Raw genomic sequence first — 26,511 nt, forward strand, 5'->3', positions numbered from 1 at the left:
CCCGGGCCCCCGAATTGAAGGCAGTGCGTCAGCCGCGCGGGCGCGCCTGCCGCGCCGACAGCAGCACTGCGGGATCGTCCGACATGACGCCGGTCACGCCGGCGTCCCAGAGCCGGTTCGCATCGGCCGCGCTGTTGACGGTCCAGACATGGACCGGCACACCGATGGCGCGGCCCCAGCGCGCGAAGCGTTCCACGGGGAGGCGGATGCCCGACGCCTGCTCCGGGACACACATCGCCGCGCACGGCAGCCGTCGCGGGGCCAGCCGGAAGGCGGCGCGCAGCAGCAGCGCCGAGATGTCGCGCCGCGACGCACCGCTGGCGATACCGGAGGCGCGCACCCGTCGCATCGCCCCGTGCTGGAAGCTCCCCACCACGGCGCGATCGCCGGCGCCGTGCGCCGCGAGCGCCGCCAGCACCACCGGCACGGCATCCACGCGCTTGCACTCGATGATGACCGGCAGGTGGCGTGTGAGGTCCAGGACCTCGTCCAGCAGCGGGATCGGCGTGCGGTGTCGCGGGCGGAAATCCCCCTCGAAGGTGCTCGCGGCATCGAGGCGGCGCAGCGCGCCGATGCCGACCCGCTCCACCTGGAGGTCGTCGCCGCAGGTGCGCCCGGTGAACGGGTCGTGGTGCACCACCGCCACGCCGTCACCGCTCACGCGCACGTCGAACTCGACCGCATCGACGCCCAGCGCGATCGCATGCGCGAACGACGGCAGCGTGTTCTCCGGTCGCACCGCCCTCGCGCCGCGGTGCCCGATCACGAGCGGCGGGCCGGGATGGATCAGCAGTGACATCGACGACGGGTGCAGTGTGGAGCAACGCAACGGGGCGGCTCGCGTCCTGCGAGCCGCCCCGTGCGTGCCGACCGCCGGCGACGTCAGAACGTCGCCGAGATGCGGCTCATGGCGAGACGACCGATCGCCGGCGTGCCGGCGAAGGTCGGGACGCGACGGTCGAACAGGTTGGTGACATTCAGGCTCCACGTCAATGCACGACGGGTGGTGCCGCCGAAGCGCTTCGAGATCCCGACGTCGAAGAGGTTGTTCACCGGGACGGGATTGTAGGTGTAGTTCGCATCGCGACCCACCACCGTGCCGGTCGTCACCAGCGGCTGCCCCGAGACGTAGACGCCCGAGTTCACCGGGAAGGCATTCGTGTACCGATAGCGGACCTCGCCACCCCAGCCCGTCTCGGCGTTGCTGTACCGGCTCGTCAGCGACCCCTTGGCGCCCGGCGCGTTCAGCGCGAACGGCTGCGGGCCGACCTGCACGTCGACGAAGATGATGTTGCTCACCACGCTGGCCGTTCCATCGAGCGAGAACTTGTCGCTGAGGGCATAGCTCAGGCCGATGTCGGTGCCGAACACCTCGACGATCTTGTCGAGGCGCTGGTACGTCGCACGCAAGTTGCCGTTCGAGACGATGCTCGCGTTGTTGAAGGTGACCGTGCCGAGGGGCAGCGGTGCCATCGCGGCCGCGAGGCTCGGGGCGATGTTGCCGGCGATCGTCTGGATCTGCAGCGGCGTGAGCGGCAGGCCGGACCCGGCGAGCGCCGCGGCGGCCTGGCCACCGATGTAGGTGCCCAGCTCCGTCGGGCTGCCGAAGAGGACCGTCGGCGTCGCGAGCGCGGCGGTCACCGCCACGTCACCGCGACGCTGGTACCACGACGACACGTCGAAGCTCAGCTTGCCGCTGGACGAGAGGCCCTTGTAGCCGATCTCGTAGGTGTCGTTGAAGGCGGCACCCAGCGCGCCGAGGTCGCGCACGGCGGCCGGCTGCACCCCCGGCACGCCGCGCAGCAGCGTCCCGGCGACATCGAGCGTTGCCCGGGTCGAGATCTGCGCGTTCGTCGGCGTGGCGGTGCTCAGGCGCGTCATGATCGCGTTCGCGGCGATGCCGGCGCCGGTGGCACCGAGCGAGCCGGTCAGCGAGGCGGCGAGCACGGCTCGCAGCGCCGGCGTCATGGCCGTGGCGAGCGCCGGGAACGCCGCGGCGGCACTGGCGGCCACCGGGGCGTTACTGCCGAGCAGCGACGAGCGCATGCAGAACGAGCCGAAGCCCGCGCCCGTGCACGACCGGTCGTACTGGAAGCCGGCCTTGGGCGGGTTGCCGTTCGCGATCACGTCGTAGTTGAACGGCGCACCCGGCACCAGCGCACCGGCCGCACCCAGCCCGGAGCGGACCGTGCCGACCAGCGACGAGAACGCGTTGCGCCCCTGCGGCAGGTCGAGGAAGAACGAGAAGTTGCCCGGCGTGCTGAACGCGCGGTTGTAGACCAGGCGGGCGGTGCTGTTCGGCTCGGGCTTCCACTGCAGCGCGGCGCGCGGCGACACGAACGTACCCTTGATCACGTTCGTCTGGTCGAGGCGCAGCGCCGTGAGCAGCTCGAGGCGCTTCGTCATCTGGTAGCGGCCCTGCACGTAGCCGCCCTGCTCGGTCACGTTGTCCCGCTCCTCGTTGGCGCCGTTGATGGTGCCGCCGGTGCGCGGGTTGGTCCAGATGTAGTCGAGGCCGTACACGAGGTCGAGCGGGCCGAACGAGGCGCCATGCTGCAGCTGTCCGGCCACCACGCGCGAGAGGTCGACGATCGGGCCGCCGGTGCGCAGCAGGAACGTGCCGGTGCTGGACAGGCTGTCGGCGTTGCCGGCGTTGGAGAGGTTGGCGAAGACCTGGCCGAAGAAGCGGTTCCAGCGGAAGCGCTGCTGCAGCGTCTGCATGCTCCAGTTGCGGATCTGCGCGGCGCCGTTGGCCCCCGTCAGCTCGACGGCATTGTTGATGTGGGCGAGGCCGTAGGTGGACACCAGCTCCATGCCGTCACGCGGGCGCCAGTCGATGCGGGCCTCACCGGCATAGCGCTGGGTGAGGAAGTCGCGCTGGTTGGCCACGCGCACCGGCGCCGCACCATCGGTGAGGCGACGCGAGACGGAGTCCGGCTCGCCGGGATCGTTGTAGTGCCAGTCGTCGCCCGTGAAGTACTCACCGGAGACCTTGTAGCCGAACTTCCCGCCCACGGCGCCGGCGTGGCGGATGCCGCCGCGGAAGACGCTGCGCTCCCCGCCATCGATGGTCAGCGTGGTGCCCTGCGAGGTGAACGGGCTCTTGGTGATGACGTGCAGCACGCCGGCCGAGGAGTTCGGCCCGTAGAGGGCGGAGGCGGGGCCGAGCAGCAGCTCGATGCGGTCGATGTCCTCGTTGGTGCCGGTGGCGAGGAACGGCACGTTCACGCGCAGCGACGGCACGCCCGCGAAGCGATAGTCCTGCAGCGTGAGCAGCGAGCCGCTGAACGCGTTGTTGAAGCCACGCGCGACGATGTTGCTCTGCGCGATGCCGCCGGCCGACACGTCCACGCCGGGCGTGCCACGCACATGGTCCGCCACGGTGATCGACGGGCGCCGCTCGATCGCCTCGGTCGAGATGACCGCCACCGAGGCCGGTGCATCGAGGGCCTTCTCCTGGCGGCGCGAGACGGAGGTCACGACGGCGTTGAGCTGCGTCGGCACCTCCTCCAGTCCGGCGTTCACGGTGGTCGCCTGCCCGCTGCGTACCACCGTGCCGGGAAAGCGCTGCAGCCGGAAGCCGATGCGGCTGACGGAGACGGTATATGTGCCGGCGGCGATGTTCGGCAGCGTGTACTGGCCGGACTCACCGCTGGTGGCGACACCGACGACGCGCGCGCCCTCGGCAACCGTCACGCGGGCGTTGTCGAGCGGACGGCCCGCGTCCCTGGTCGTGATGCGGCCGGTGAGCGATCCACTCTGCGCCGCGGCGGTGGCAGCGAAGAGCAGGCTCGCCGCGGCCGGCAACAGGCGGCGTACGATGAAAGGCAGCACTCAACACCTCGGGTGTGGATGAGGCCAGCCGATTCACCTGCAGAGACCCGCCCCGCCCCGCGAACGGGACGGCGCGTCGAAACGGCCAGCACACTGGATCCGTGTGGAAATCAGTGGGGCGAAGCTGGCGCTGGGGACCGACCTAGTCAATGGAGCACCCGGACACATCTTCCCGCCTGCGTCGCACGCCGGCCACAGGTGTCGGGAGATCGGCACGTCACGTCACGTTCGTGTGCACGAATGTGCACGAAACAACGATCACCGCATCGCCGCCGGTGGGCCTTCCGGCACCCGCAGGACCAGCTCGCGACGCGCCGGCGAGGCGCCCGGGCTCGTGACCTCCACCGCCAGGCGATACCGCCCCGGCTTCACCTCCGGCATCGTCAGCGTCAGGCGGCGCCCGGGCCCGCCATCCGGCTGCGCGGGATCCGGAATGCGCAGCGATGCCCCACCCGCCGTGCCGCCGCCGCCCAGCCGGAACAGCGACCCGAGCCGCCGGAATCCGCTGGCCGAGTCCAGCGGCGTGATCGAGATCGTCACGGTGGCGCCCGGGCCGCCGTAGTACTCCCAGAAGATGCCGAACGACTGCCCGTCACCGATGTCGGTGCCGCCCAGCACGCTGGGGATCACCGACTCGAGTGTCGCGATGCCTGCGAGGCCGGCACTCGCGGCATCCGTCGCACGTACCGAGAGCAGGAGCAGGTCGGAGAGCATCGCGTCGCGTTCGAGCGGCGCCACCCCGGTGCGATAGCGGCCGGCGAACTTCCGCGCATCGCTGAGCACCTCGATGCTGGCGAGCATCGTGTCGCGGAGCACCCCGCCTTCCAGCGCCAGCGCACCGCGGAGCGGCTGCCCGTCCTTCACGATGCGCGCGACACGCTGGTCCGGCCCCTTCTCCAGCACCAGTGCGGCGCGCGCGCGCCCGCGCTCGTAGCGCGCCTTGCCGTCCATCACCCAGGTGCCCACCAGCATCGTGGAGTCTCCGCGCCGGAAGCGCACGAACTGCCCGCCCAGGTCCTGGAACCCACCCGGTGCGTACCGGGGAGCGTACCGCATCTGGGCGTAGCGCGCGTTGAAGGGATAGTCCGCCGGCGTGGCCCGGTACGGATCGGCGAGCGCACCCGCGCCGGGCATGAAGTCGTGGCTGGGTGTGGCCTCGTGGCCGATGGTGTTGGACACCATGTCGCCCCGCCGGCTGACGATGGTGTTCTGTCGGGACCAGGCCACCGGCCAGCCATAGCGGAGCTGTGACTGTGCGAAGTCCACCCGCCATGGCCCGTAGACGGTGGCAGTGCCGGCCTCGATGGTGTTGAAGGTCTGGCGTGCGAGCAGCTCGTTGCGGAGGTCGTTGCCGTCGAGGTGCGCGAACGGCTTGCCGAGCCAGAACAGCTTCGTGTTGTACGCGACGCGGTCGGCGCACGACTTGCCGAGGTAGGCCAGGCTGTCGGCCTTCTTCATCCAGGGTGCAATGTTCTGCCACTCGCAGCGCTGCGCCTCCGGCATCTGGGCGAGGGCGCTGTTGAAGGCGCGCTCGGCGCCCGGGGCATCGTTCTGTGCATGCTTCACGAAGCCGGTCAGCGCGGCACACCACCAGGCGCTGGCCTTGCAGTCGCCGATCACGGCGTTGGCCTCGGCGACGTCGCGCCCCTCGACGGCGTACTTGGCGCGCTGGCCGGCCACCCAGTCGTCGGTGGGGGCCTGCAGGGCGGCCTCGCGGAGGGACTGGATCAGTCGCCGGCGCGCCGCACCGATCTCCGGCAGTTCCGGGCGCGGGGGGACGTCGTTGTTGTTGTTCCAGTAGTAGATGGTGCCGAACTGCACGTCGGGCTCCGAGGTGGCACCGCCGGAGCTGAACCCGAGGCCATCGCGGCGGGCGCGCTCGAACTCGGCCTGGGCCTGCCGTGCGGCGGCGGCGCCGGTGCGGGGGCCGGACTGGGCGCGGGTGGAGTCGGGGGCCTGGGCGCCGAGCACGACGGCACACAACGGCAGCAGCGGGACGAGGGCCCGGAGGCGTCGGTGGCGGTGTCGGGTCGGAACGGGGGCAGTCGGCATGGTGCGTAAGTACGCACATCGGGGGCGGAAGTGCCTTCCGTGGCCCGGGCCCCCGCGCGCGCCGGGCGCGTCGGGGGGACGGACAGGGTGGGATTCGAACCCACGAGACCCTTTCGAGCCCACACGCTTTCCAGGCGTGCGCCTTCAACCACTCGGCCACCTGTCCCTCGAGGGAAAACGACCCCTCAAACGACCTCCGGGTCCCGTACTTAGCATAAATTTAGCATAGACGGCATCCGGACGACGCGAGGGCAAGCTAGTCGAACCGGGGTCGAGAGGTGAGCCCCATGGGGCGCGTGCCGGTCAGGGAGCGCTCGGTGAACCAGCCGCTGGGGCTCAGCACGACCGCCCGCCCCTCGTCGGGCACCGTGCCCTCGATGGGGCTCGCCCCTCCCGTGGGTCCCCGCCCGACTCGGCGTCATTGCCATCAGCCGTCGCCCCCCGCCGCGAACGACGGTCTGGGCCAGACACGCACGTGGAGGCCACGTCCTGACGTGGGGTGGTCCGCGCACGATGCCAGGCCAGCGGCGACCACCCCGAAATCGCCGGTGGCGCGGATCACCGGCCCCTTCCCGGAGTACGCGGCGTGGGTGATCCTGACGCAGCACCGCCAGAGCCGCTCTCGGGTGGACGGGCGGTATGGGCAAGGCATCCGGCAACGCACAGCACCGTCACCATCCGAGGATCCGCATGCGGCTTCGTCCCCACCACGCTGTCCGGGCCTTCATCGCTGTAGTCATGGGCATAAGCGTCATCGCGACCGCCGGCCACGCGCAAGTCACCGTGGCCACGCGCGACAGTCAGCTTCTCGCCTCGCCGATCTCCGCGATGCTGCCCGTCGACGTCGCGCGCCTGCGTGCGTTGGGGCCGGGCCTGCTCGCCGACGATTTGGTGGCTGGCACCGGCGCGGAGGCGACCCGCGGGCTCATCGCGCGCATGCGGGCCGAGGTGTGGCTGACGGACGGCACCCGAGTCCGCGCCGGGACGTGCCAGTCGCTGCAGTTCAAGATCGGCAGCGGCATCCTGATCAGCGGCGCCGACGTCGGTGTGCGTGGCATGCGGGTTGGCGGCACCCGCGTGCTGGTGGTGGGTGCGGAGCGCGCGTACGGATCGCGTGGTGTGCCGGGTGATGTGCCGCCTCACGCGACGCTGATCATGCGGTTCCAACTGCTCGCCGTCAGTGAGGGCAGTTTGCCGAATCCGGACGAGTGCGTGCGGAGCTGACGCGGCGATGCCGCGCTGGCGACGTTTGAGGAGCTGAAGGCAGCGCTGGCATCGTAATCAGCTGGCTCGCGTGCCTCACAGCGGTCGCCCCCGCATGCGCGCCGTGCGGACACCGCCACCCGTCAGCGCGCGCCTGTAACCGGCTCGACCAAGCGACCATCGAATAGTGTGACCTCGCGCTGCGCATGGCGGGCATACCGTTCATCGTGCGTCACGATGCACACGGTACTGCCCTGCGCATGCAAGTCACGCAGCAATTCCATGACCGCTTCACCGTTGCTGGAGTCGAGATTCCCTGTGGGCTCGTCCGCCAGCAGGATCGCAGGGTCACCCGCCACCGCGCGTGCGACGGCAACACGCTGCTGCTGTCCGCCACTCAGCTGGGCTGGAAAGTGCCTCGCTCGATGCTGCATCTCCACGCGCTCCAACGCCGACTGTACGCGCTCGCGGCGCTCGCCTGCGGGCATATCACGGTACGTCAGTGGCAATTCCACGTTCTCGAAGACCGTCAGATCCGAGATCAGGTTGAACGACTGGAAGATGAAGCCGATCTCGCGATTGCGACGGCGTGCACGCTCCGCGTGCGGCAACTGCACCACCGATTCGCCCGCGAGCAGATACTCGCCTGCGGTGGCGGTATCGAGCAGACCCACCAGAGATAGCAGGGTCGATTTGCCGCATCCGGACGGGCCGCTGATCGCGACGTACTCCCCTGCCCTGACCTCGAAGTTCACCGAAGACAGCGCGTGTGTTTCGATATCATCGGTGGCGAACACTTTGGTGATGCCTGTCATCTGGATGAGTGGGCGCTCGTATGGTTGCATGGCCGTGGTCGAGGTTGAGGTCAGCGAAGGCGCACGCGCGGCGTTGACGCGTACTGGGACATATCGGAGACGATGATCCGGTCACCAGGCGCGAGGCCGCGGCGCACCTCCACGAGATTCACCGAGTTACGACCGAAGGACACGAGCGTGCGCACCGCAGTGCGCCCATCGCCTGCCAACTTGAACACCGCTGTCGTCCCCGTGTCTGACTGCTGTGCAGGACGGCCCGTCTGCAGCACGTCGTGCAACTGTTCCACGATGATCGTGCCATCCACGTTCAGATCCGGCACGGCGCCACGAGGCAGCGCGTCATCGAGCGCGACATCGACGGTGACATTCCCGGATTGCGCCGCAGGATCCTTGCGCGTGACATGCCCCCGGACAACACCATTCCGCGTATCGATGCGGGCCATCTGACCGGTGAATACGTCGCGTGCCTGACTCTCTGGAATTCTGAGCACCGCCTTGAGCTGATCCGGTTGCACGACTTTCGCCAGCGCTGTGCCTTCTGGAACCCACTGCCCGACCTGTAGGGACAGGTCCTGCAGCACGCCGCTGTCTGAGGCGCGCACCGTCAACGATTGGAGCCGATCCCGCTGACGGCCCACGATCTGCTGCAATTGCGCAATCTGTGCGCGCTGTGCGGACAGCTGCCGGGCGAGTGCGTCTCGCGTGAGGACGAGGCGTGCCTGCTCGATCCGTAACCGCGTGGTGAGCTCCTCCCGTGCCGCCCGCTTCGCCCGGACATCGAAGGTCGAGACCAGCCGCAGCGTACTGAGCGACTCTGCTGCGGACGCATCCTGTGTCGCCAGGACGTACTGTGTCGTCGTGGTTGCCACCACGCCTTCCTGGGTCAGCACCTGACCGCGTAGCGACGCCTCGAGTGACAGCAGGCCCATCTCCGCCTGCCGCACTTGCTGTTCGGCCAGCATCAGTTGGATCTGCAGATCCGGATTGCTGAGCACCAGCAACACGTCGCCGGGGGCGACATGCGCACCCGAGACCTGTGCCAGGCGCTCAACGCGAGCACTCGTTTGTGCCGTGATCAGACGACTGCGTTCGGGCACAAGTGTTCCCGTCCCACGCACATCCCGCAGGAGATCCCCACGCCTCACGCTATCGATCAGGATGGCAGACCGATTTAGGACCGGTCCGTCCGGCGCCCGAAGTGAAAGCCATGCAACCGCAGAAGCGGCACACATGCCGAGCAGCGCCAGCATGACCCTGCGGCGTCGGGGCGAGCGTGGTGCGCGAGGGATATCCATGAGAGGTCTCGTCGGCGCGCTCAGTCAGCGCGGAGCGTCAGCGTCGGATCAATCGTCGCCGCGCGCCGCGCCGGAAGGAACATCGCCGCGGTCGCGACCGAGACCAGCACGAAGGGCACGAGACCGAAGGCAATCGGATCCACGGTGTCGCCGTAGAGCAAACCTGCCAGCAACCGCGACGCCGCCAGTGCGCCAGCAACACCAAGGACAGCTCCAGTGACGACAAGGGTGACCCCTTCACGCATGATCATGCGAACGACCTGCTGACCCGTGGCACCGATGGCCATCCGAATGCCGATTTCGCGTGTGCGTTGCGACACCGTATATGCAACGACGCCGTACATCCCGACCGATGCGAGCAGCAGGCCAAGCAGGCCAAACACGCCGAGTGCGGTGCCCGTGAGCCTCGCTGGGAGCAGGGCCACACCGAGATGGCGCTCCATCGAGCGCACACTGCTCACGGGGATGTTCGAATCGATGGCGGCGACTTCGTTCCGCAGGGTGCTGATGAAGGCGTCGGGATCCCCGGTGGTGCGGATCACGAGCACCATGCTGAAGTCCGCGGTCTCTGAGAGCGCAAACCACATGAATGGCCGCGGCGACTCACCGAGGGTTTCGTACTTCCCCGTCGGCACGATCCCGATCACGGTGAACGTGCCATCGCCGGACCGCACCGTCTGACCGACAGCGTCCTTGCCCGGCCAGAATCGGTCGGCAAACGCCTGATTTATGATCAGTTCACGCGCCTCGGTTCGAGTGGCCAATCGCGTGAACTCGCGCCCCTGCAGCACAGAAGTCCCCATGGTCGCGAAGTACCCGGGTCCCGCCACCGCGAAGGCCATCGTCACATTGTCACTCGCTGGCACCACCGACCCAGGCACGGCGACACTCGTCGAGCTGTTGTTCAGGCCGAGCGGCAATTCGTCTACCATCGACGCGCTGCGAACCCCCGGCAGCGCCCGCAGTCGATCCATCAGGCGCCGGTAAAAATCCCCCGCTCTGGCGCCAGAATATCCCGCCAATGATGGACTGACTTCCGCGGTCAGGAGGCTTTCACTGACGAAGCCTTTGTTGATCGTCGTGGCACTGCGAAGATTGACCGCGAATAGGCCAGCGCACATCAGCAGCATGATGGACAACGCCATCTGTGCGATGACGAGGAGGCGGGTCAGACGCGTCCGTGACCCGTTTCCGGGATGTTCTCCCTTCAGCGTCGGCGCCAGTGATGGTCGTGTGGCCTGGAGCGCCGGCGCCAGTCCGAACAGCACTGCGGTCAGCGCGGTCGCCCCGAGGGCGAAGAGCAGAACCGTCGGGCTTAGCGCGATGTCGGGACTGACCTCGAAGTCCACCGGGATCTCGATGCGGTTCACCGCGTAGATCGCCGTGCTCGACACGAAAAGACCAGCGACACCCGCGATGCCGGCGAAGACCAGGCTCTCGACCATGAGTTGTCGCAGGAGCGAGCTGCGACTCGCACCGAGCGAGAGGCGGATGGCCATCTCACGAGCGCGTACGCCAGCCCGCGCGAGAAAGAGGTTGGCCACATTGACGCACGCCACCAGCAAGAGGAGGCCTGCTACGACCAGCACCACCGCCGACAGGCCGAGTTGCGCCGAACGCATGCTCGGCGGGATGCCCGCCTCGGATTGCGGGAGCACTCGGATCGCATCCAGCGCGACGTACGCGCGAGGATTGACCGGTTGCAGCGCGGTGGTGAGGACTCGCATGCGCGCGTCTGCCTGTTCGAGGCTGACGCCCTGGCGTAGACGCGCTATCAGGTTGACAAAGCCACGTCCACGGTCGTCGACCACGGCAGGCGGCTCCAGCTGTACTATCGGCAAGTACATGGCCGGTCGCACCATCTGCAATACACCGGTGAACTCTTGCGGCGCAACGCCAATGATGGTCACTTGGCGCCCGTTGACGACCACCGTGCGCCCGACCACCCCCGGATCACCACCGAAGAGCGTACGCCAAGTGCCGTGACTCAGCACGACGACTGGCGTGGCGCTCGAGCGAAGCGTCTCCTCCCGGCTGAACATGCGGCCAAGGGCCGGCTGCACACCCAGCACGGTGAAGTAGTCGCCGTACACCATGACGGCGAAGAGCTTGTCCGTTCGATTCGCGACGGTGACACCAACCTGCGTGAACGTCCATGCCGCCACGTCGGTGAAGACATCGGTCGCCCCATCCCTGACGTCGCGGACGTGCGGGAGCGAACTGCTGCCGTCGGTGTTCCGGAAGAGCTGCACCAGTTCATCGGGTGCATGTACGCCAGGCAGCGGCCGGAGCAACGTGGCGTCGATGACGGCGAATACCGCCGTGCTCAATCCGATGCCAAGCGCCAGGGTTGAAACGACGCTGCCGGTGAACAGTGGACTCTTTCGGAGCATCCGCATCGCGAAGCGGCCATCGGCACGAAGATCGTCGAGCCAGCGGAGTCCGCGCGCGTCCCTTGCCTCTTCGCGGTAGCGCTGCACCGAGCCGAAGGCGAGCCGCGCTCGGCGAGCCGCTTCGCCGGGCGCCACACCCTGCGCGATGTATGCCGCCGTCTGACGCCGGAGGTGATCGGCCAGCTCGTCGTCCAACTCGACGTTCATCGCCTCGTCGTTGGTCACCGCACGCCAGCGGTGGCGGATTTGCGCGAGCAGGCGCCTCATGATTCGAGGATCAGCTGCACAGCCTGCATGAATCGACGCCAGTCGGCCTGCTCTTCCTTCAGCGCACCCCGACCAGCAGGCTGTAGGCTGTAGTATTTCGCGCGACGGTTGTCTTCGGATGGCCGCCATTCGGCCACGATGAGGCCGCGCGCCTCCAGCCGGTGGAGGGCGGGATAGAGCGAGCCTTGGGGCACCGTCAGGACGTCGCGCGAGAGCTGCTGGATACGTTCGGCGATCCCCCAGCCGTGCATGGGCTGCAGAGACAGCGCCTTGAGGATCAGCATGTCGAGCGTGCCCTGCCGGATGGCAGCCTGGTCGGTCATAGCCCGTGTTGTAGAAGGTCGACAGGAAAGGCTAACGACGAGTCGTGTAGAAGGTCAAGAGGAAGGAGCTGTCACGCACATCAAACGTCGACCTCTGGCCGCCTCCTCGTCCCAGCGCGCCCAAAACGCGACGCACCGTCGCGCAGGTTGTCGATGCGCGTCACCCGAACGTGGCCCTGCCGCTCACCTATCGCAGGATGGAGCCCGCAGATCGAGATGGTCGCGTCCAGGTCGCGCTCGAGCGGGTCGGCATGGCACACCGGGCGAATCACTACCCCGCACAGCTCTCAGGCGGGCAGCAACAGCGCGTGGCTGTCGCGCGCGCCGTCGCCGGTGACCCGGTGCTGCTCCTCGCCGACGAGCCAACGGGGAACCTCGATTCGGCAAACGGCGACGGCGTCATGGAACTGCCGAGCGAGCTGCACCAGCAGGGGACCGCGATCTGTGTCGTCACGCACGATCCGCGGTATTCGGCGCAGGCGGAACGGACGGTGGCGATGCTGGATGGGCGGGTGGTCGGATAATGGGTTGCGCCTGTCGCAGAGCGAGGAGTGACGCCGCCATCATCGCGACGCGTCGCGACCAAGGGTTGGGTTGCAGCAGGGAACGCACGAGGTAGGCATTCAGGATGGATCACCCACCGGCTCTGCCCCGCGTGACGGCCCGACCGCCGCGGCGCCAGTTCGACTTCTCGCATCGGCCCCGCGTTCGGCGCCCTCGCCGCCACGGTCGGTGCCGTGGCACGGCGACTCACGTCGCCGCGGCTCCGGAGGGCCTTGCATGAGCCGTTGGCACTGCTGATCCGGCAAGTACATCGGGATGAGGGGTTGATCGGGCCCGGACGAAAAGAAGAGACTGGGAAGCGGCGCGGAACCGTCGCGACGCCCCCAGGCTCATCTACACTGCTACTTCAGCTCGGGTGGGCGCGGCTTGCGACGGACCCGGATGCGAAACGCCTGCTTCCCGTAGCTGCTGGCATGGATGACCTTGCCAGACCGCGTCCGGAACGAGCGGACAAAGATCCACTCGTGCTCGTCTTCGTTGGACATCGTGGGGGTATGTGTGACGGGGCGGCGTCACAGGTCGTCGTCGCTTGCGCCTGCCAAGGCCCCGCCACAAGTTTGCCGATGTCAGACGGACAAACGCTGGTTCGGTGAGGCATCGTCAGCCACTCGCCCGCCCGGTCACGGGTGGTGCAAGCGGTTCCCCTTCATGAGGGGAACGGTGGTTCCAGCGGCCGGCACTCGCGAGCTCTCGCAGGCTCGTCGAGCGACGGCGTCATGCCCTCGTGGTCATGAGATCCTCGCAGTTGAAGGTGAGTCTTGAAACGGCCGGCAACGTATCCTCCCCAGGGTATGCCGGCCGTTTCAGTCTTCGGCCACCGGATGCTCGCCGAAGTCGATCTTCGCCGCACGGAACCACTTCTTTCGGAGTCGGAGGTAGTCGATCAGGTGCCGCAGCGCGAAGGCGGCATCTTCCTCCTGCATCTCCGCTGGCATGTGCACCGCGAACGGCGAGTCCGGCAGCGGCCGAATGATTTGGAGGCCCTGACGGGCGGCATCGCTGTCGGACATGTCGGCCGGGGTCGTACTGGAGATGTCCGGGGTCTTCACCGCCTTCTTCGTCCCGTTGCGCTGGCCAACCTTCCGGCCACCGGCGCCGGGGCGCACGGCCTTGAAGTGAGGGCTGACCGGGATCCCGGCATCCTTGCACAGCGCCAAGAAGAAGCGCGCCGCTTTGGTCTTGGGGTCCGCACCCTTCAGCCCTCCGCGCTCCATTGCCTGCTCAAGCTGCTGCTGCGTCGCGATTGACATCTGCAGGTTCTGCAGGAGCGGCTCGTACGACTGGTACAGGTTGGCGACCGCCCCCTTCCACGCTTCCGTGTCGTGCGCTTCGACCAGTGAGCGCATCGCCGGTGTCGACTCCAGCGCGGGCCCGGTCACGAGCCCGAAGAATCGCAGGGCGATCTTGATGTCCCGCTGAGCCGTGCCCGCCTTGCTCGACAGCACCGAGGAGTCGACCTGTGGTGGCACCGCCCCCTTCTTCTTGATGTCCCCGAAGAAGGTCTTGAAGGTGCTGTACGAACCGTACGGCGCTGTGATCTCCTGCGCCTTCTCTTCCACCATTGATCCCTCCCCAAGATTGAGGCCGCAAGCCCAAGATATCGGTGCCACTCGTACGGCACAAGTCCGAGCTCGTGCTATCCGGAGAGTGGCAGACGGGCCACTGGTGCGCCACTCAACGGGCCACTGAGAGCCGCAAGCCCTAAGCGTGCCGGCGTCTCGCTGCAGTATGGCGCCCTTACGGAGGTCCACGCCAGCCGTGCCGCAAGTGCTGCAACCGCCAGCTGTTGAGCGGTTGCGGATCACAATCGTACTGTGAAGTGGCGGCGGCCCCTGTCGCGCCGAGATGGGGCCTCTCGTGATGGTTGTGGTCGGCGTGCTGTTCGCCGCGGCCGTGATGCTCCTCACCTCGTTGACGTGGATGCCTAGCCCGACGTCTGCACACTGTGCCATTCGCCGTGCAGCGGACGACGGTCATGCGACGTCGCCACTCTCGACCTACGCGCGCAGTACGTCGAGCCGCACCGACTCCATCGATTCAGGAAGTGCGCTCCATTCGAGGGCAGTCTGAGCCAGAGCGATTTCGATCTCCGCCGGGTGAAACAGCGGAAGATTGCGGCCGGACGCTCTGGTATATGCACCTGTCGTCGCGTTGGCGATACGTGCCAGTTCCAGCGCGCTGACAACCCGCAGTCCTGCCGGCGGTGTGGACTGCGGCGTTGCGGGCACACGGGGGCCGACGAGGAAATGGTGGCGCCCTGCGTTCGGGAACTGTCGCTCAACCCACAGAGCGTGCTGCACCGACCGGCCGATGAGATCCTTACTGTAGTGCTCGTTCACCTTCTTCGTCTTCGCATCGAAGAGGATGACGCTGGTGCCATCGGGCGTCGCCCACAACACATCAGGCCCTTGACCGCCGGTCTCCTCATCGGGTCGGGTAGCCAAGTAGCCGAGGTACTCGCCAAGCGTTCGGATGGCCTCTTCGTGCATTGCCGCCGAGCCTTCGCCGTCGCGCAGGTCAGCCTCCGCAGCGGACAGATCGCGCTGGACCCGCTGGGCACCGCGGTCGTCGAGGAGTGACGCCATGCGCGCCGCCTGCGGAGAGCTCGCGGCAACGTCAGCTGCGGGAGCTGTCAGCCCCGGCGGTAGCGCACCGAGGTCACGCTTCACAGCGGATGCCCTCCGGTACAATTGACCAGCCTGATCGAGGTCGCCAGCCAACTGCGACGCGAACGCTGCCCAATGCAGCATCCACCCGCCAAGGTTGCGGTCGGCGGCGAATGCGTCCTGTTTCGCCTGAAGCAGTGCCTTTAGAGCGTTCTCCGGCTTGTTGACCAAGCCCCGTACCGTCTCCCACGATCTTCCCGAGGGTGTCGCCCGCCAGCCCGGCAGTCGGTACCTCTACGTCTTCGTCAAGTCGCCCGACGGCGGCCCGACCAAGCGATTCAGCACCAAGATCGATTGGACGCAGCTGACGAAGGCGGAGCACAGGGCAGCCGCCAGGCGCGCCGGTGACCTGTACCGCCTCATCGAAGGCATGCGGATGCACCCGGCGCACCGTGACGTTGCGCGGGCCGTGTACGACGGCACGCTGCCCATCACGCAGGTCTTCGAGATCGGCCTGGTGGCCGGCGCCACGGGCCTCCGCGCCGCACTCGACGCCAAGGCGCTCGACGATGCTGACATCGACCTGACTCCGCATCTCGACGCCTTCCGGGCTCACACGATTGGCCTCCACCTGAAGCGACGCGGTCGGCCGATTTCCGCGCACCACCGGGACCAGACGGTGTCCGCCATCCGTCGCTACCTCGCCTGGGCCGCCGCCGACGACACCGGCAAGCCCGCCGCGACCGAGCGCAGGCCGCTGTCCCTGCTCTCCCCGACGCGGTTCCAGCGGTACGTGGCGGTGCTCGAAGCCCGCACCAAAGCAGCCACGAAGGCCGCGGGCAAGTCCGTCAAGAACACGACGGGCCATCGGCCCGTGCGCGACTGCACCCTCGCCCTGCGCCAGTTCGTGCGCTACCTGCAGGCTGAACGGGGCGTGCCACACGCCGTCGATCCGACCGAGGGGAAGGCCCCACCGGCGAACAACCCACCGCGCATGCACTGGCTGCCGCTCGAGGACGTGCGGACGCTCATGGCGGCCCTCCCAGCCCCCGGGGGCGTGTACTGCGCCATCCTCCATGCCACAGCGTTGGACACGTCGGATGTGGCGCGCCTGACCGCCGACAGCTTCGAGCGGCGCGGCGACCGGTGGATGATCAGTGCCTCAAGCAAGAAGACGCGGACGCGTCGCCGCCGCGTCCCGGTGCATCGTTGGGCCATTCCCGAGATCGAGCCCTACCTGCTGGCGCGAATGGACGCGGACGGATCACGCGCGCAGCTCTTTCCGGACTGGGCCCGATGGCGGAACGCGCGGGACCCGTACGCCCGGCTGCATGCGGCCACGGTGGCAAGGCTGGTCGCGCACGGGCACACGCAGTACGCCGGCTACGAGCCGCGTGACAGCCGGCACAGCGTGGCCGTACAGATGTGCCAGGCGGGTATCCCGATCCAGCTGGTGGCGCAGCAGCTGGGCAGCGCGGTGGACACGGTCGCGTCCACGTACGCCCAGTGGATCACGACGGAGGAGCAGTGGGACGCGATGCTGGAAAGGCTCGAGACAGCGCAGTCGCCGGGATGATGGAGATGTGCTGCACTTGAGGGCACCACAGGACGAGAGTCGACAAAACGAGCGGCGCTGACGGGTGCGCGAATCGTGCCGAAACGAGTCGCCGGATTCGCGTGCGCCTAGGGCGCGATGTGGCCCCAGCGGACGCACCGACCGTCGCGCGGATGTGATCAGGGAACGACAGTGATACGAACCGAAGGCGTGCTCCGTGCGGCGAACTTGCCAGTCAGACGGTTCTCGCCTTCAGCCAACTCGGACGCCTTGAAGTCGAGCTGCCAGCGTTTTGTCTCACCCGGCGCAAATCTGAGCGTCGTGACGTCCCAGACGCGATCACTGTTGGAGAACGACAGACTGGGACTATCGATGTCATATCCGAACGACGGCGGCGGTCCGGCGTCAGGCGACGGAACGTCGACGATGATGGACTGCCGCAACGGATTCGTGACAAGGATCGTCGCGCGAACGTAGGCGTCGTCGTCGCTCTGACGCACGGTGTCTGACGCGCTCGTCAGACCGAGAACGAGCGCATCCGGCGTGACGCGCACCGCAGATGCCAGAGCGGACGGAGCCGGTCCGGCTTCCAGGGCGCAATCCTCACCACATCCGACGAACTCGGCGCACTGCTGGAGGAACGGCTCACGGGGATGCCCACCTCGGGGGCCGAGCAGTGCGTGCAGGATCTCGTGCCTGACGGTCTCTCCATCGTAACGAGCGCCCTTGGCCAGCACGATTCGCCGTCCGCCGTGATCGTAGTATCCACCAACGAACGATTTTCCGGTGAGCTCGAGGAAGTCGCGGGGCGAGACGTACCATCGCACGCCAGATAACGGGGCTGTCCGGCCCGAACAGCGCTCCACCTCAGACCACCACACGCGATAGATCGCCGGGGCCATGAACTCGGTAGCGTCGGGCGGCAGCGGAAACGGCTGTGGCATCGTGGCGTCTCTGCACGCTGTCAGCGCGGGGAGAACAAGAGACACGACAACGCTCGATCTCCAACAACGTCGCGCCGCGCTGAACGTTCGGCGAACGTCGGCCAACACGCTGACTCGCCCTGCAAAGCCATTCCGCACGAATGCGGACGGCGGCGAAGACGCCTCGGTACTCATGCGGCGATGGTCCGAGCGTGACTCACATGCCGAGTTGGCGACGGAAGATGTGGCGACGCCGCCGGACGCGACAACGCTCGCCATCTGCTCATGCCGAAGAGCCTCACACGACGAAGCACTGCCGTCAGTCGTCGGCGGACATTCTCCAACGGAGTGCCGAATCGGCGACCGCAAACATCACGCTCGGTTGCTGACGGTCGCCGCCTGGCGATGGCGACCACGACGCCACCGGCTACCGCGGTCGCCATGACGACGACCTGCGCAGTAGCCCTACGGAACAGCCAGGCGACGAGGAACGCAGTCATCAGTTCGACGACGAGCACGACCGTCCATACGCTGACAACATGCTGTCCAGAACTAGAACGCCCACTGAACGCCGAGCTGTAGTTCGCGCCGTCCAGGGACGCGGACTCCACTGCCGAAGGTCATACGGGGCGACCACTTCTCTGGAGCCGCGAGCGCACCGACACCGGTTCCAAGCGCTGTGAATAGAACTCCGAGCGGCACGACGAACAGTGACGTCGGAATGATGACATCCCGTGACCGGCTGTCTACGTGAAGTGCGACTCCGATTGCCGCGAGGCTGACTACTCCCGTCGCGAGTGCGCCGCGCCGGGCACCGCGCCAACGGTCCTTCCCCGCGCTGTACCGCACGGCTTGAATCGACGACGTGTGCAAAACGAGCGCTGTGGCACCGTCGTCACTCGTGAGGCGAAGGGAGTCCGCGCCGACCATTACCATTCGCCCCTGAATGACCGCACCCGTAGACAGCTCAACCCGCACGTGTGCATCCGGTCGCGCGAGCGTTGTGCCCTGCGCGCCTGTCAGTTTCCCGTGGGCGATGGAGAGGACCGCCGCAACCCCCAACTTGCGAATCAAGAGCACTTCATCCCTCCAGCATGCTGCATTGCGTCCGAACGAGGTTCCCACAGACTCATAATACGCCAAATTGTATTCTGCAGCCAGATCTCCGCTGAGGTCACGGCTTCTTGTCGATCCCCTGCGGCGCCACCGACGCCGCACCAGCCGCGCGCCGGCTCCAGACCGCGATGACCCCGCAGCCGGTGTTGCCGCCCGCGAATTCCGATGGCACCGCGCTGCCGCGTGCGTAGACCTCCATCGCGGCCACGTCGTCGCGCGTGACGAAATCATCGATGATCAGCGAGGAGGGTTCATTGCCGCCGACCTGCACCAGCGCACCGTCGAAGTACACGTACGGGCTGCACAGTGGCTCACGCGCCCCGAAATTCTTCATCTGCACCTTGTTGCCGCGTTGGCCGCCTGTGACGACCAGCCCGTTCATGCCGCGCAGGATGTCCGTCACGTACACCGAGGACCGCTCGCGGATCACGTCGCCGGAAAAGAATCGGCCGGTCCCGCCGCGTGCACGCGCCTCGATTCCCCGCACCTCTGCCGAGACCGGCCTGTCCGCCGCCACGCGGACCGTGTCGAGCTGCGGCCGCTGCACGGGCAGCACCAGCACGATCTCGTCGGTGCCAGTGGACTTCACCTGCACGGTGCGCCGGTGCGGGGTGTAGCCGATCATCCGCGCTTCGACGGTCTGCGTGCCCGCGCTCGCGTCGGTGATGGCGAACCCTCCATTGGCCCCGCTGCGGACTGTGGAGCCGACGTCGATGAGCCGCACGAGCGCGCCGCGCAAAGCCGAGCCATCCTCCCGGGTGACACGACCACGGACCGTGACGGGGCCGCGGCTGGGTGCGGACGTGCCGGTGCCCTGCGCGACCGACGAATCGCGCGTGCCACGCGCCATCAGAAAGTCCTGCACCCCGTAACCGCCGTCCGGCATCGTCACCGCGATCATCCCCGTGGAGTCGGCCTCCAACACGGCACGGGCGCGCATCGTGACGCCGCGCGGGGCGCCGCAGATCGCGAAGCGTCCCAGCGAGTCGGCGCGCGCGGTGCGCGCCTGCATGACGGTCGTCAGGTTCTTGCCGCTCAGCAGGAACTCCGGCCAGGCCACGTGCACCTGCGTCAGTGGCACCGCGAGGTCCGTCGTCGCATCACGAACACTGCCGACCAGGAGCCCGTCATCGGTCGGCAGCGCCGCGCCGCACGTGGCCGTTGCCACGCTGAGGACCGAGGGCGTCGTCAACGGCAGATCGACGTCGCCCGATTCGGTCAGCTCGAGACGGACCACGCCCGGCTCGAGGCGGAGCGAGTCGAGCACTGGGTGGAGCATGGTCGCCAGCCAGGCCCCGGCCGGGAGATCCGCGACGCGGAACGCTCCGGTGGAGTCGGAGGTGCTGGATCGCCCGACCGACGGGTCGTCGACCCGAACGAGGCGCACGAGCGCGCCAGCCAGCGGCCGCATGCTGATGCTGTCGAACGCCGTGCCCCTGACCTGGACGCGCACGGGCGCCTGTGCCGACAGGAGCGGTGCGGTTGCCAGCGACGACAGTGCCAGCGCGACGACGACTCGCAGCATGCCACGGTGGGGCTTGGGGAGGCCATCAGCACGGCGGCGGACACCCGAGTCTTACCGAGGACGCCGGGCGGCGGCAAGTGCGGTGCTCAACGCGCCTGGGGCCCGCAGGGCGACGGGGACTGCCTCCCGGCGCTTCCGGTCACCCACCCGGCCAGACGCCCTTCCCGGCGCCGCCGCCCCACTGCCGCCCCTTGCCGGTGGCATGCGGGCGGTACGACACCCTTGCAGCGAGCCGGGAGGACTCGCGGACGGCAACCCGCGGAATGGCGTGAGCCGATCTCTAGCCATTCGTTAGCCATTGAGTCGCCGGATTCCGCCCTCTCTCGCCCTAGGGAATCCCTCTGGCAGGGGTGTGTTTTGCCCCCTTTTTCACGCTTTCCAGGCGTGCGCCTTCAACCACTCGGCCACCTGTCCCTAGAGGGGAAACTGCCCCCTCAGTCGTCGACCAGCTCATCCATTAGCCATTGGTTAGCCATTGGACACGGGGTGACGAGTCGGTGAAGCTAGTCGAACCGGGGTCGAGAGGTGAGTCCCGACGGGCCACACCTCTCTGCCCGTCCCGCCCGCGCTGTCCCCAGGTGTGGGCCGGGCGCTCACTACGACCGAATGGATGGTCCCGCGACCACCTCCTGCGCCCCCTTCCCACAGTCGAGCGACGCCCCGTACGCGCCGTGGCTCGGGTGGTGAATCGAGGCCTCTGCCCTAGAGAAGGCGATCACGCGAGCGCCCTCGCCTCGACCACGACTCGTCCGTCGAAGAGCTGGATCGTGCGGTCGGCATGCTCGGCATACCGATGATCGTGCGTGACCATGCAGATCGTCGCGCCATTGCGATTGAGTTCGCGAAGCAGTTCCATGACCGCCTCACCGTTCACCGAGTCGAGGTTGCCCGTCGGCTCGTCGGCGAGAAGGATGGCCGGATCGCCCGCGACGGCGCGCGCGACGGCCACTCGCTGCTGCTGACCGCCGGAGAGCTGTGCCGGAAAGTGCCTCGCACGATGCGACATGCCGACACGCTCGAGTGCATCGACCACGCGTGCCTTACGCTCGTCCGCCGTCATGTCGCGATAGGTGAGCGGCAGCTCGATGTTCTCGGACACCGTGAGGTCACCGATCAGGTTGAAGGCCTGAAAGATGAAGCCGATCTGGCGGTTGCGTACGCGGGCACGCGCAGCCGGACCCAGAGTCGCCACCGACTCGCCGGCGAGCAGGTACTCGCCGGCGTTCGCTGTGTCGAGCAGGCCAAGGATCGCCAGCAACGTCGACTTGCCACAGCCGGAAGGCCCCGAGATGGCCACATACTCGCCTCGCTTGAGCTCGAGGCTCACGTCGGCGAGGGCATGGGTCTCAATGTCTTCCGTGTGGAACACCTTCGTGATGCCCCGCATGCAGATCAAGGGCGCGTCCCTCGTCTCCATCGCTCGCTCCATCGATCATGAGTTGACGTGCGTCGCTCGTGAATGGCTGCTGTACGTCCGAACGACACCCTACCGGATCTTCACCTTCCCGACACGCGCCAGCGACGTCATGTCAGACAGGATCACGCGATCACCGACGGTGAGCCCCCTGATGACCTCGACGCGGTTGACTGCGGTCCGTCCCAGGTCGACCTGAACGCGCACCGCAGCGCGGCCGTCATCGACCAGCTTGAATAGGCTCACCGTACCGCCTGCGGCACCGAACGCTGGGCGTCCCGTGTGCAGGACGTTGTTCATGTTGTCGATGATCACGGTGCCGTCCACGCTCAGATCCGGCACTGCACCGTCTGGCAGCGGGCCGTCGAGTGTGACGTCGATGGTGACCGTGCCGCCCTGTGCGCTGGGATCCTTGCGCTGGACGTGGCCGGCCACGACACCGTTGCGCGTGTCGATCAATGCCCGCTGACCGATCTGGATGTCTTTTGCCTGCGACTCAGGCACGCGCAGGACCGCCTTGAGCTTCCCGGGCTGCACGACGCGGGCGAGGATCGTGCCTTCCGGCACCCACTGTCCGAGCTGCAACGTGAGATCCTGGACGACGCCCGCCTCCGGCGCGCGCACCTGCAGCGACGACAGGCGGTCCTGCTGGTTCACGGCAATCGCCTTGAGCTGCTCGACCTGCGACGACTGGAGGCTGACCTGCGCATCAATGGCCTGCTTCATGAGCTCGAGACGTTCCTGTTCGATGCGGTAGCGCGTGATCATCTCATCGGCCGCCGCCGCCGTGCTGTTCGACTCGAAGGTCGAGACGAGCCTGCGAGTCGCCAGGGTATCGGCCGCACGTGCAGCCTGTGTCGCATTCACCAGCTGCGTGCGCATCGACGCGAGCACCGCTTCCTGCGCCAGGATCTGGCTGCGGAGGTTCGTTTGCAGGTTCAGCAGGTCGATCTGCGCCTGCCGCACCTGCTGCGCCGCCTGCATGGTCTGGATCTGCAGGTCGGGATTGGAGAGCCCGAGCAGCAGATCTCCCGCCGCGACGTTCCTGCCCGATTCCGACGCGAGCCGTTCGACACGCGCGGAGGCCTGCGCGGTGATGTAGCGGATCTGCTCTGACACGAGTGTGCCCGGCGCTCGCACGTCGCGCACGATGTCACCACGCGCGACAGAATCAATGAACAGCGTCGACCGCTCCACCGACGGCGATGCCGGATCGAGACGCGCCAAGAGCACGGTCGCCGACGCCAGCACCACCGCCCCTGCGCCGATGGCGATGTTGCGGCCCGTCTCCTTCTGTGGTGAACGAACGGTATCCATGAGTGCCGGAGTGAGTGGGCGACGATCACGACGAACGACCGAAGCAGGTCAGCGGGAGGCGTGGACGCTGCTAGCCGTCCGTCCGGAGCGCCTCGGTCGGCTCGATCCGAAGCGCTCGCTGCGTCGGCACGATGCAGGCGAGGAGACAGACGCCGAGCATGAGCACCGCGTACCCCAGCGCCCCCAGCAGAACGTCGGCGCTGGGATGGTCAATTCCGTCGTTCACGATCACTGTGAGCACGCCGCCGGCGACGACGCCGAGCCCCACCTGCGCGAGCGGCCGCGTGAACACCGCGGTTACCACGCGCCGCCGGCTGGCACCGAGTGCGACACGAATCCCGATCTCCCGCGTGCGCCGCGCCACGGTGAACGACATCACGGCGTAGATGCCTGCGAGAGACAGCAGCATCGCCACCGCGCTCACGACGCTGACGAGTCTCACCCAGAACATGGAGAAGGCGATGCCAGGGTCGCTCAGCGTGTCCATGCGGGCAACGGCGGCGAGGCGAAGCGTGGGGTCCACTGCCGCAGCGATGGTGCGGAGTCTTGGCTCGAACGCCGCCGCGTCACCGCCACGCACATGCACGGCGACGTGCAGCGGCCCGTCTCGTTCGACGGCGAGCGGGTGGTAGACGCCCGCGACCTTCGGGTCAGTCGCCCGCGACATGCCGAGGTCGGGGACGACGCCGACGATCTCGTGCCACGGGCCCGGCTCTGCATCACCCGAACGCGGCCCGCGCGCGCCGTAGCGATCCCGCACGTGGCGACCAATTGCGTTGCGTCCGCCGAGCACGAGTCGGACGAACGACGCGTTCACGATCACGGCGCGAGCGTCAGGCGCGAGGTCGCCGGTGTTGAACGCGCGTCCGGCGAGCAGCGGAGCACCCAACACGTCGAAGTAGTCCGCGTCTACAGCTGCTGAACTCGTCCGGTAGCCGCCCGGAAAGCTGGGGTTCTCGGGCGCTGCACCGCCGGAGTCCACCTCGATTCTGCGGGGCGGGTGGTCCATCCGCGGCAACCGCTCGGCCAGCGTCACGCCGACGACACCCGGCTCTGCGAGGAGCCGCCGCTCCAGCTCGCGCACTGTCGCCTGTCGCCGCGTGACGAACGCGGCGAGCGACGTGTCTGCACCCGACGGAGGCTCCCGGTCGAGCGCAATGCTCGCAGAAAGGAACTCCGCCGCCGGGAAGTCGGCCAGCATGTCGCGGATGTCTGCCGCTTCGCGCGCCACGCTGAACGCAACCACGGGGAAGCCGAGCGTGACCGCGATCTGCGCCACGATCACCGCCGTCCAGATCCCGCCGAATGTCAGTCCTCCCGCCCCTGCCGCAGCCTGGCGGAGCCGCGACTCGATCCCCCGCGTGACCTTGAGCCCTGGCAGCACGCCCGTGACTGCGGCGCCGAGCACCGTGAGCCCCACCGCGTAGCACACCGTCCACGGCGACAGGTCGTCGTGGAACCAGAACGGGAGCTGCTGCCCCATGTTCGTTTCGATGGCGCGGACCAGCAGACGCACGCCGAATCCGGCGAGCCCAAGCCCCACCGCTGCCGCGACGCCGCACAGCACGAGCGCCTCGGCGAAGAGCTGCGCAACGATCCGTGCGCGACTCGCGCCCAAGGCGTGGCGCACGACGAGCTCTCTCTCGCGCGTTGCCGCCCGCGCGAACACCAGCAGCGCAACGTTGCCGCAGACCAGCACGACCAGCATGAGGAAGAAGGCGTAGCTCGACCGGGCCGCGAACAGGTCGGACCCATCGAGGAGGGCGACCGACTCTGCGTACGGCATGACGCGCGGCCGCAGGTGCTGGTGCGTAACCGGAAAGTCGGACGCGGCGCGACGGCCCCACGTCGTCAGCTCCGTCTGCGCCTGCGAGAGCGTGGCACCGGGGGCGAGTCTCCCGAAGAGCCGAAGCGCGGGTCCTTCGCCGCGTGGGTAGTCGAGCGGCGACAGTCGCAGCGGCACCCAGAGGCTTTGCGCGACCGGGAACGCAAACGATTCGGGCATCACGCCGACGACGGTCGTTGCTGTACGGCCCAGCTGCACCACGCGCCCAATCACGTTCGGGTCACCGCGGAACCGACCCTGCCAGACGCCGTACCCGATCACGGCGACAGCGGGGGCGCCGGGGCGCTCGTCGGCGTCACTGAGTGCGCGCCCAAGGAGTGGCCGCTCGGGCGCGACGCGGAACCCCGAGGCACTGATCTCGGCCACCTCGGCCGGCCGAGACGCACCGTCGGTCGTGATGAGGTTGCGCTCTGCCAGCGCGTATGCCCCAAGCTCCGTGACCGACGTGAGTTCGGCGCGCCACGTCGCGAAGTCATGCAGCACGCGAGGCTCCGCGCGCCCCGCAGCGGCGTCCCAGGTCTCGAGCGCCACGATGCGGTCGGCGTCGGGGAGCGGGAGGCGCGGCGAGAGCACCTGGCCCACGAACTCGAACGACGCCGCGGCGACCCAGACTGCGAAGGCGAAGGCGAGCCCGCCGACGAGCGTGAGCCCCGGGTACTTCACCAGCATGCGGACGCCGAGCTTGAAGTCGAGCGAGAGGCCGCCAAGCCAGCGCAGGCCCCGTCCATCGCGCAGTGATTCCTTGTGGTGCTCCACGCCGCCGAACGCGACGAGGGCACGACGCCGTGCCTCGCCGGCATCAAGCCCGTCGTCGCGCTGAAGACGCGCCGTCTCCATCTCGATGTGGAAGGCGATCTCCTCGCTGAATCGCGCGTCGGAGTGCGTGCGCGAGAACAGCAGTGCCAGACGCGCGCGCACCCCGTCGAGCGCGCTCACGCGGTCCTTAGCACGGCTTCGAGCCCCGCGGTGAAGCGCCTCCAGCTCTCGAGCTCCGTGCCCAGCGCGCGGTGACCCGAGGTCGTGAGCTGATAGAAGCGGGCGCGGCGGCCGTTGTCGCTGACCCGCCACTCGCTGGTGATCAGCCCGTCCTTCTCGAGCCGCTGCAGCGCCGGGTACAGCGATCCCTGGTTCACTTCGAGGACACCCTCGGAGATCTGCTGAATCCGCTGCCCAATGCCCCACCCGTGCATGGGTTCGAGGGACAGCGTCTTGAAGACCAGGAGGTCGAGGGAGCCGCGGAGGGCGTCGGTCTGCGAGCGCGGGGCCATGGGCGGGGTCGGCGTTTTTCGTCTAGGTGTCTACAGGAGACTACAACACTCTTGTCTAGTTGTCGAGAGGAGCCTACGAGATTGTCACTGCGGCGGTTTCGGTGCCCGGGTGCCGTCAGCGATCTCGAGCGCGCGTCACCGTGACGCCTCGGTTGGGGCGCGACAGCGGTCACCGCGTCCAGATTTCCGGCACGC

The 26,511-nt window shown here is 67.9% G+C and carries 19 protein-coding genes and 1 tRNA gene; 3 read left to right on the plus strand and 17 right to left on the minus strand.

The features are described 5' to 3' along the window. Positions 1–28 precede the first annotated feature (28 nt). The 4 genes from IT355_07035 to IT355_07050 form a co-directional block, all read right to left on the minus strand. Positions 29–799, minus strand: coding sequence for a hypothetical protein (locus IT355_07035; GenBank protein MCC7053008.1), 771 nt, complete (start codon positions 797–799; stop codon positions 29–31). Between the two features lie 83 nt (positions 800–882). Next, entirely contained in the window at positions 883–3,834 is a 2,952-nt protein-coding gene (locus IT355_07040; GenBank protein ID MCC7053009.1) for a TonB-dependent receptor, read from the minus strand. A gap of 258 nt (positions 3,835–4,092) precedes the next feature. Beyond that, on the minus strand, positions 4,093–5,886 hold the full coding sequence (locus tag IT355_07045; GenBank protein MCC7053010.1) for a hypothetical protein: 1,794 nt from the start codon (positions 5,884–5,886) through the stop codon (positions 4,093–4,095). A gap of 79 nt (positions 5,887–5,965) precedes the next feature. After that, positions 5,966–6,052, minus strand: a tRNA-Ser gene (locus tag IT355_07050). A 473-nt stretch (positions 6,053–6,525) separates the two neighbouring features. On the opposite strand from IT355_07050, the gene IT355_07055 reads away from it, so the two are divergent. Beyond that, the gene (locus tag IT355_07055) at positions 6,526–7,110 is read left to right on the plus strand and encodes an FKBP-type peptidyl-prolyl cis-trans isomerase (protein ID MCC7053011.1); all 585 of its coding nucleotides are present in this window, start codon (positions 6,526–6,528) and stop codon (positions 7,108–7,110) included. Between the two features lie 122 nt (positions 7,111–7,232). Here the strand turns inward: IT355_07055 and IT355_07060 are convergent, their stop codons facing one another. The 4 genes from IT355_07060 to IT355_07075 form a co-directional block, all read right to left on the minus strand. Further along, the gene (locus tag IT355_07060; GenBank protein ID MCC7053012.1) at positions 7,233–7,934 is read right to left on the minus strand and encodes an ABC transporter ATP-binding protein; all 702 of its coding nucleotides are present in this window, start codon (positions 7,932–7,934) and stop codon (positions 7,233–7,235) included. Between the two features lie 20 nt (positions 7,935–7,954). Beyond that, complete coding sequence (locus IT355_07065; GenBank protein MCC7053013.1) at positions 7,955–9,154, minus strand: HlyD family efflux transporter periplasmic adaptor subunit; 1,200 nt, start codon at positions 9,152–9,154, stop codon at positions 7,955–7,957. Positions 9,155–9,219: 65 nt separating this feature from the next. After that, a complete protein-coding gene (locus tag IT355_07070) occupies positions 9,220–11,859 on the minus strand; it encodes an ABC transporter permease (GenBank protein MCC7053014.1) in 2,640 nt (879 codons plus the stop codon). After that, complete coding sequence (locus IT355_07075) at positions 11,856–12,182, minus strand: PadR family transcriptional regulator (protein ID MCC7053015.1); 327 nt, start codon at positions 12,180–12,182, stop codon at positions 11,856–11,858. The genes IT355_07070 and IT355_07075 overlap by 4 nt, the downstream gene beginning before the upstream one ends. A gap of 197 nt (positions 12,183–12,379) precedes the next feature. Between IT355_07075 and IT355_07080 the strand changes: the two genes are divergently transcribed. Next, positions 12,380–12,706, plus strand: a complete 327-nt coding sequence (locus tag IT355_07080) for an ATP-binding cassette domain-containing protein (GenBank protein MCC7053016.1) — start codon at positions 12,380–12,382, stop codon at positions 12,704–12,706. Positions 12,707–13,087: 381 nt separating this feature from the next. Here IT355_07080 and IT355_07085 read toward each other — a convergent pair whose 3' ends face one another. From IT355_07085 to IT355_07095, 3 genes are all read right to left on the minus strand, one after another. Next, entirely contained in the window at positions 13,088–13,231 is a 144-nt protein-coding gene (locus IT355_07085; GenBank protein ID MCC7053017.1) for a hypothetical protein, read from the minus strand. Between the two features lie 318 nt (positions 13,232–13,549). Continuing rightward, entirely contained in the window at positions 13,550–14,308 is a 759-nt protein-coding gene (locus tag IT355_07090) for a hypothetical protein (GenBank protein ID MCC7053018.1), read from the minus strand. Between the two features lie 435 nt (positions 14,309–14,743). Next, positions 14,744–15,583, minus strand: coding sequence for a hypothetical protein (locus IT355_07095; GenBank protein ID MCC7053019.1), 840 nt, complete (start codon positions 15,581–15,583; stop codon positions 14,744–14,746). On the opposite strand from IT355_07095, the gene IT355_07100 reads away from it, so the two are divergent. Beyond that, on the plus strand, positions 15,576–16,928 hold the full coding sequence (locus IT355_07100; GenBank protein MCC7053020.1) for a tyrosine-type recombinase/integrase: 1,353 nt from the start codon (positions 15,576–15,578) through the stop codon (positions 16,926–16,928). The genes IT355_07095 and IT355_07100 overlap by 8 nt on opposite strands. A 158-nt stretch (positions 16,929–17,086) precedes the next feature. On the opposite strand, the gene IT355_07105 is transcribed toward IT355_07100, so the two are convergent. The 6 genes from IT355_07105 to IT355_07130 form a co-directional block, all read right to left on the minus strand. Further along, complete coding sequence (locus tag IT355_07105) at positions 17,087–17,851, minus strand: hypothetical protein (GenBank protein ID MCC7053021.1); 765 nt, start codon at positions 17,849–17,851, stop codon at positions 17,087–17,089. Positions 17,852–19,004: 1,153 nt separating this feature from the next. Then, positions 19,005–20,471: a carboxypeptidase regulatory-like domain-containing protein gene (locus tag IT355_07110; protein MCC7053022.1), complete on the minus strand. Its 1,467-nt coding sequence runs from the start codon at positions 20,469–20,471 to the stop codon at positions 19,005–19,007. A 715-nt stretch (positions 20,472–21,186) separates the two neighbouring features. Next, entirely contained in the window at positions 21,187–21,888 is a 702-nt protein-coding gene (locus IT355_07115; protein MCC7053023.1) for an ABC transporter ATP-binding protein, read from the minus strand. 69 nt (positions 21,889–21,957) lie between these two features. Continuing rightward, the gene (locus IT355_07120) at positions 21,958–23,202 is read right to left on the minus strand and encodes an HlyD family efflux transporter periplasmic adaptor subunit (protein ID MCC7053024.1); all 1,245 of its coding nucleotides are present in this window, start codon (positions 23,200–23,202) and stop codon (positions 21,958–21,960) included. Between the two features lie 70 nt (positions 23,203–23,272). Next, positions 23,273–25,984, minus strand: coding sequence for an ABC transporter permease (locus IT355_07125; GenBank protein ID MCC7053025.1), 2,712 nt, complete (start codon positions 25,982–25,984; stop codon positions 23,273–23,275). Next, positions 25,981–26,316 carry a PadR family transcriptional regulator gene (locus tag IT355_07130; protein MCC7053026.1) on the minus strand — a complete coding sequence of 112 codons (336 nt, stop codon included), beginning with the start codon at positions 26,314–26,316 and terminating at the stop codon, positions 25,981–25,983. The genes IT355_07125 and IT355_07130 overlap by 4 nt, the downstream gene beginning before the upstream one ends. Positions 26,317–26,511 lie beyond the last annotated feature (195 nt).

The sequence above is a fragment of the Gemmatimonadaceae bacterium genome, assembly GCA_020851035.1.
Lineage (GTDB): Bacteria > Gemmatimonadota > Gemmatimonadetes > Gemmatimonadales > Gemmatimonadaceae > JACMLX01.

Bases quoted from the DNA above. Each gene is read 5' to 3' on its own strand.
- IT355_07035 (MCC7053008.1), bottom strand. From the start codon at position 799: ATGTCACTGCTGATCCATCCCGGCCCGCCGCTCGTGATCGGGCACCGC.
- IT355_07045 (MCC7053010.1), bottom strand. From the start codon at position 5,886: ATGCCGACTGCCCCCGTTCCGACCCGACACCGCCACCGACGCCTCCGG.
- IT355_07055 (MCC7053011.1), top strand. From the start codon at position 6,526: ATGGGCAAGGCATCCGGCAACGCACAGCACCGTCACCATCCGAGGATC.
- IT355_07060 (MCC7053012.1), bottom strand. From the start codon at position 7,934: ATGCAACCATACGAGCGCCCACTCATCCAGATGACAGGCATCACCAAA.
- IT355_07065 (MCC7053013.1), bottom strand. From the start codon at position 9,154: ATGCTGGCGCTGCTCGGCATGTGTGCCGCTTCTGCGGTTGCATGGCTT.
- IT355_07070 (MCC7053014.1), bottom strand. From the start codon at position 11,859: ATGAGGCGCCTGCTCGCGCAAATCCGCCACCGCTGGCGTGCGGTGACC.
- IT355_07075 (MCC7053015.1), bottom strand. From the start codon at position 12,182: ATGACCGACCAGGCTGCCATCCGGCAGGGCACGCTCGACATGCTGATC.
- IT355_07080 (MCC7053016.1), top strand. From the start codon at position 12,380: ATGGAGCCCGCAGATCGAGATGGTCGCGTCCAGGTCGCGCTCGAGCGG.
- IT355_07085 (MCC7053017.1), bottom strand. From the start codon at position 13,231: ATGTCCAACGAAGACGAGCACGAGTGGATCTTTGTCCGCTCGTTCCGG.
- IT355_07090 (MCC7053018.1), bottom strand. From the start codon at position 14,308: ATGGTGGAAGAGAAGGCGCAGGAGATCACAGCGCCGTACGGTTCGTAC.
- IT355_07105 (MCC7053021.1), bottom strand. From the start codon at position 17,851: ATGCCACAGCCGTTTCCGCTGCCGCCCGACGCTACCGAGTTCATGGCC.
- IT355_07110 (MCC7053022.1), bottom strand. From the start codon at position 20,471: ATGCTGCGAGTCGTCGTCGCGCTGGCACTGTCGTCGCTGGCAACCGCA.
- IT355_07115 (MCC7053023.1), bottom strand. From the start codon at position 21,888: ATGGAGACGAGGGACGCGCCCTTGATCTGCATGCGGGGCATCACGAAG.
- IT355_07120 (MCC7053024.1), bottom strand. From the start codon at position 23,202: ATGGATACCGTTCGTTCACCACAGAAGGAGACGGGCCGCAACATCGCC.
- IT355_07130 (MCC7053026.1), bottom strand. From the start codon at position 26,316: ATGGCCCCGCGCTCGCAGACCGACGCCCTCCGCGGCTCCCTCGACCTC.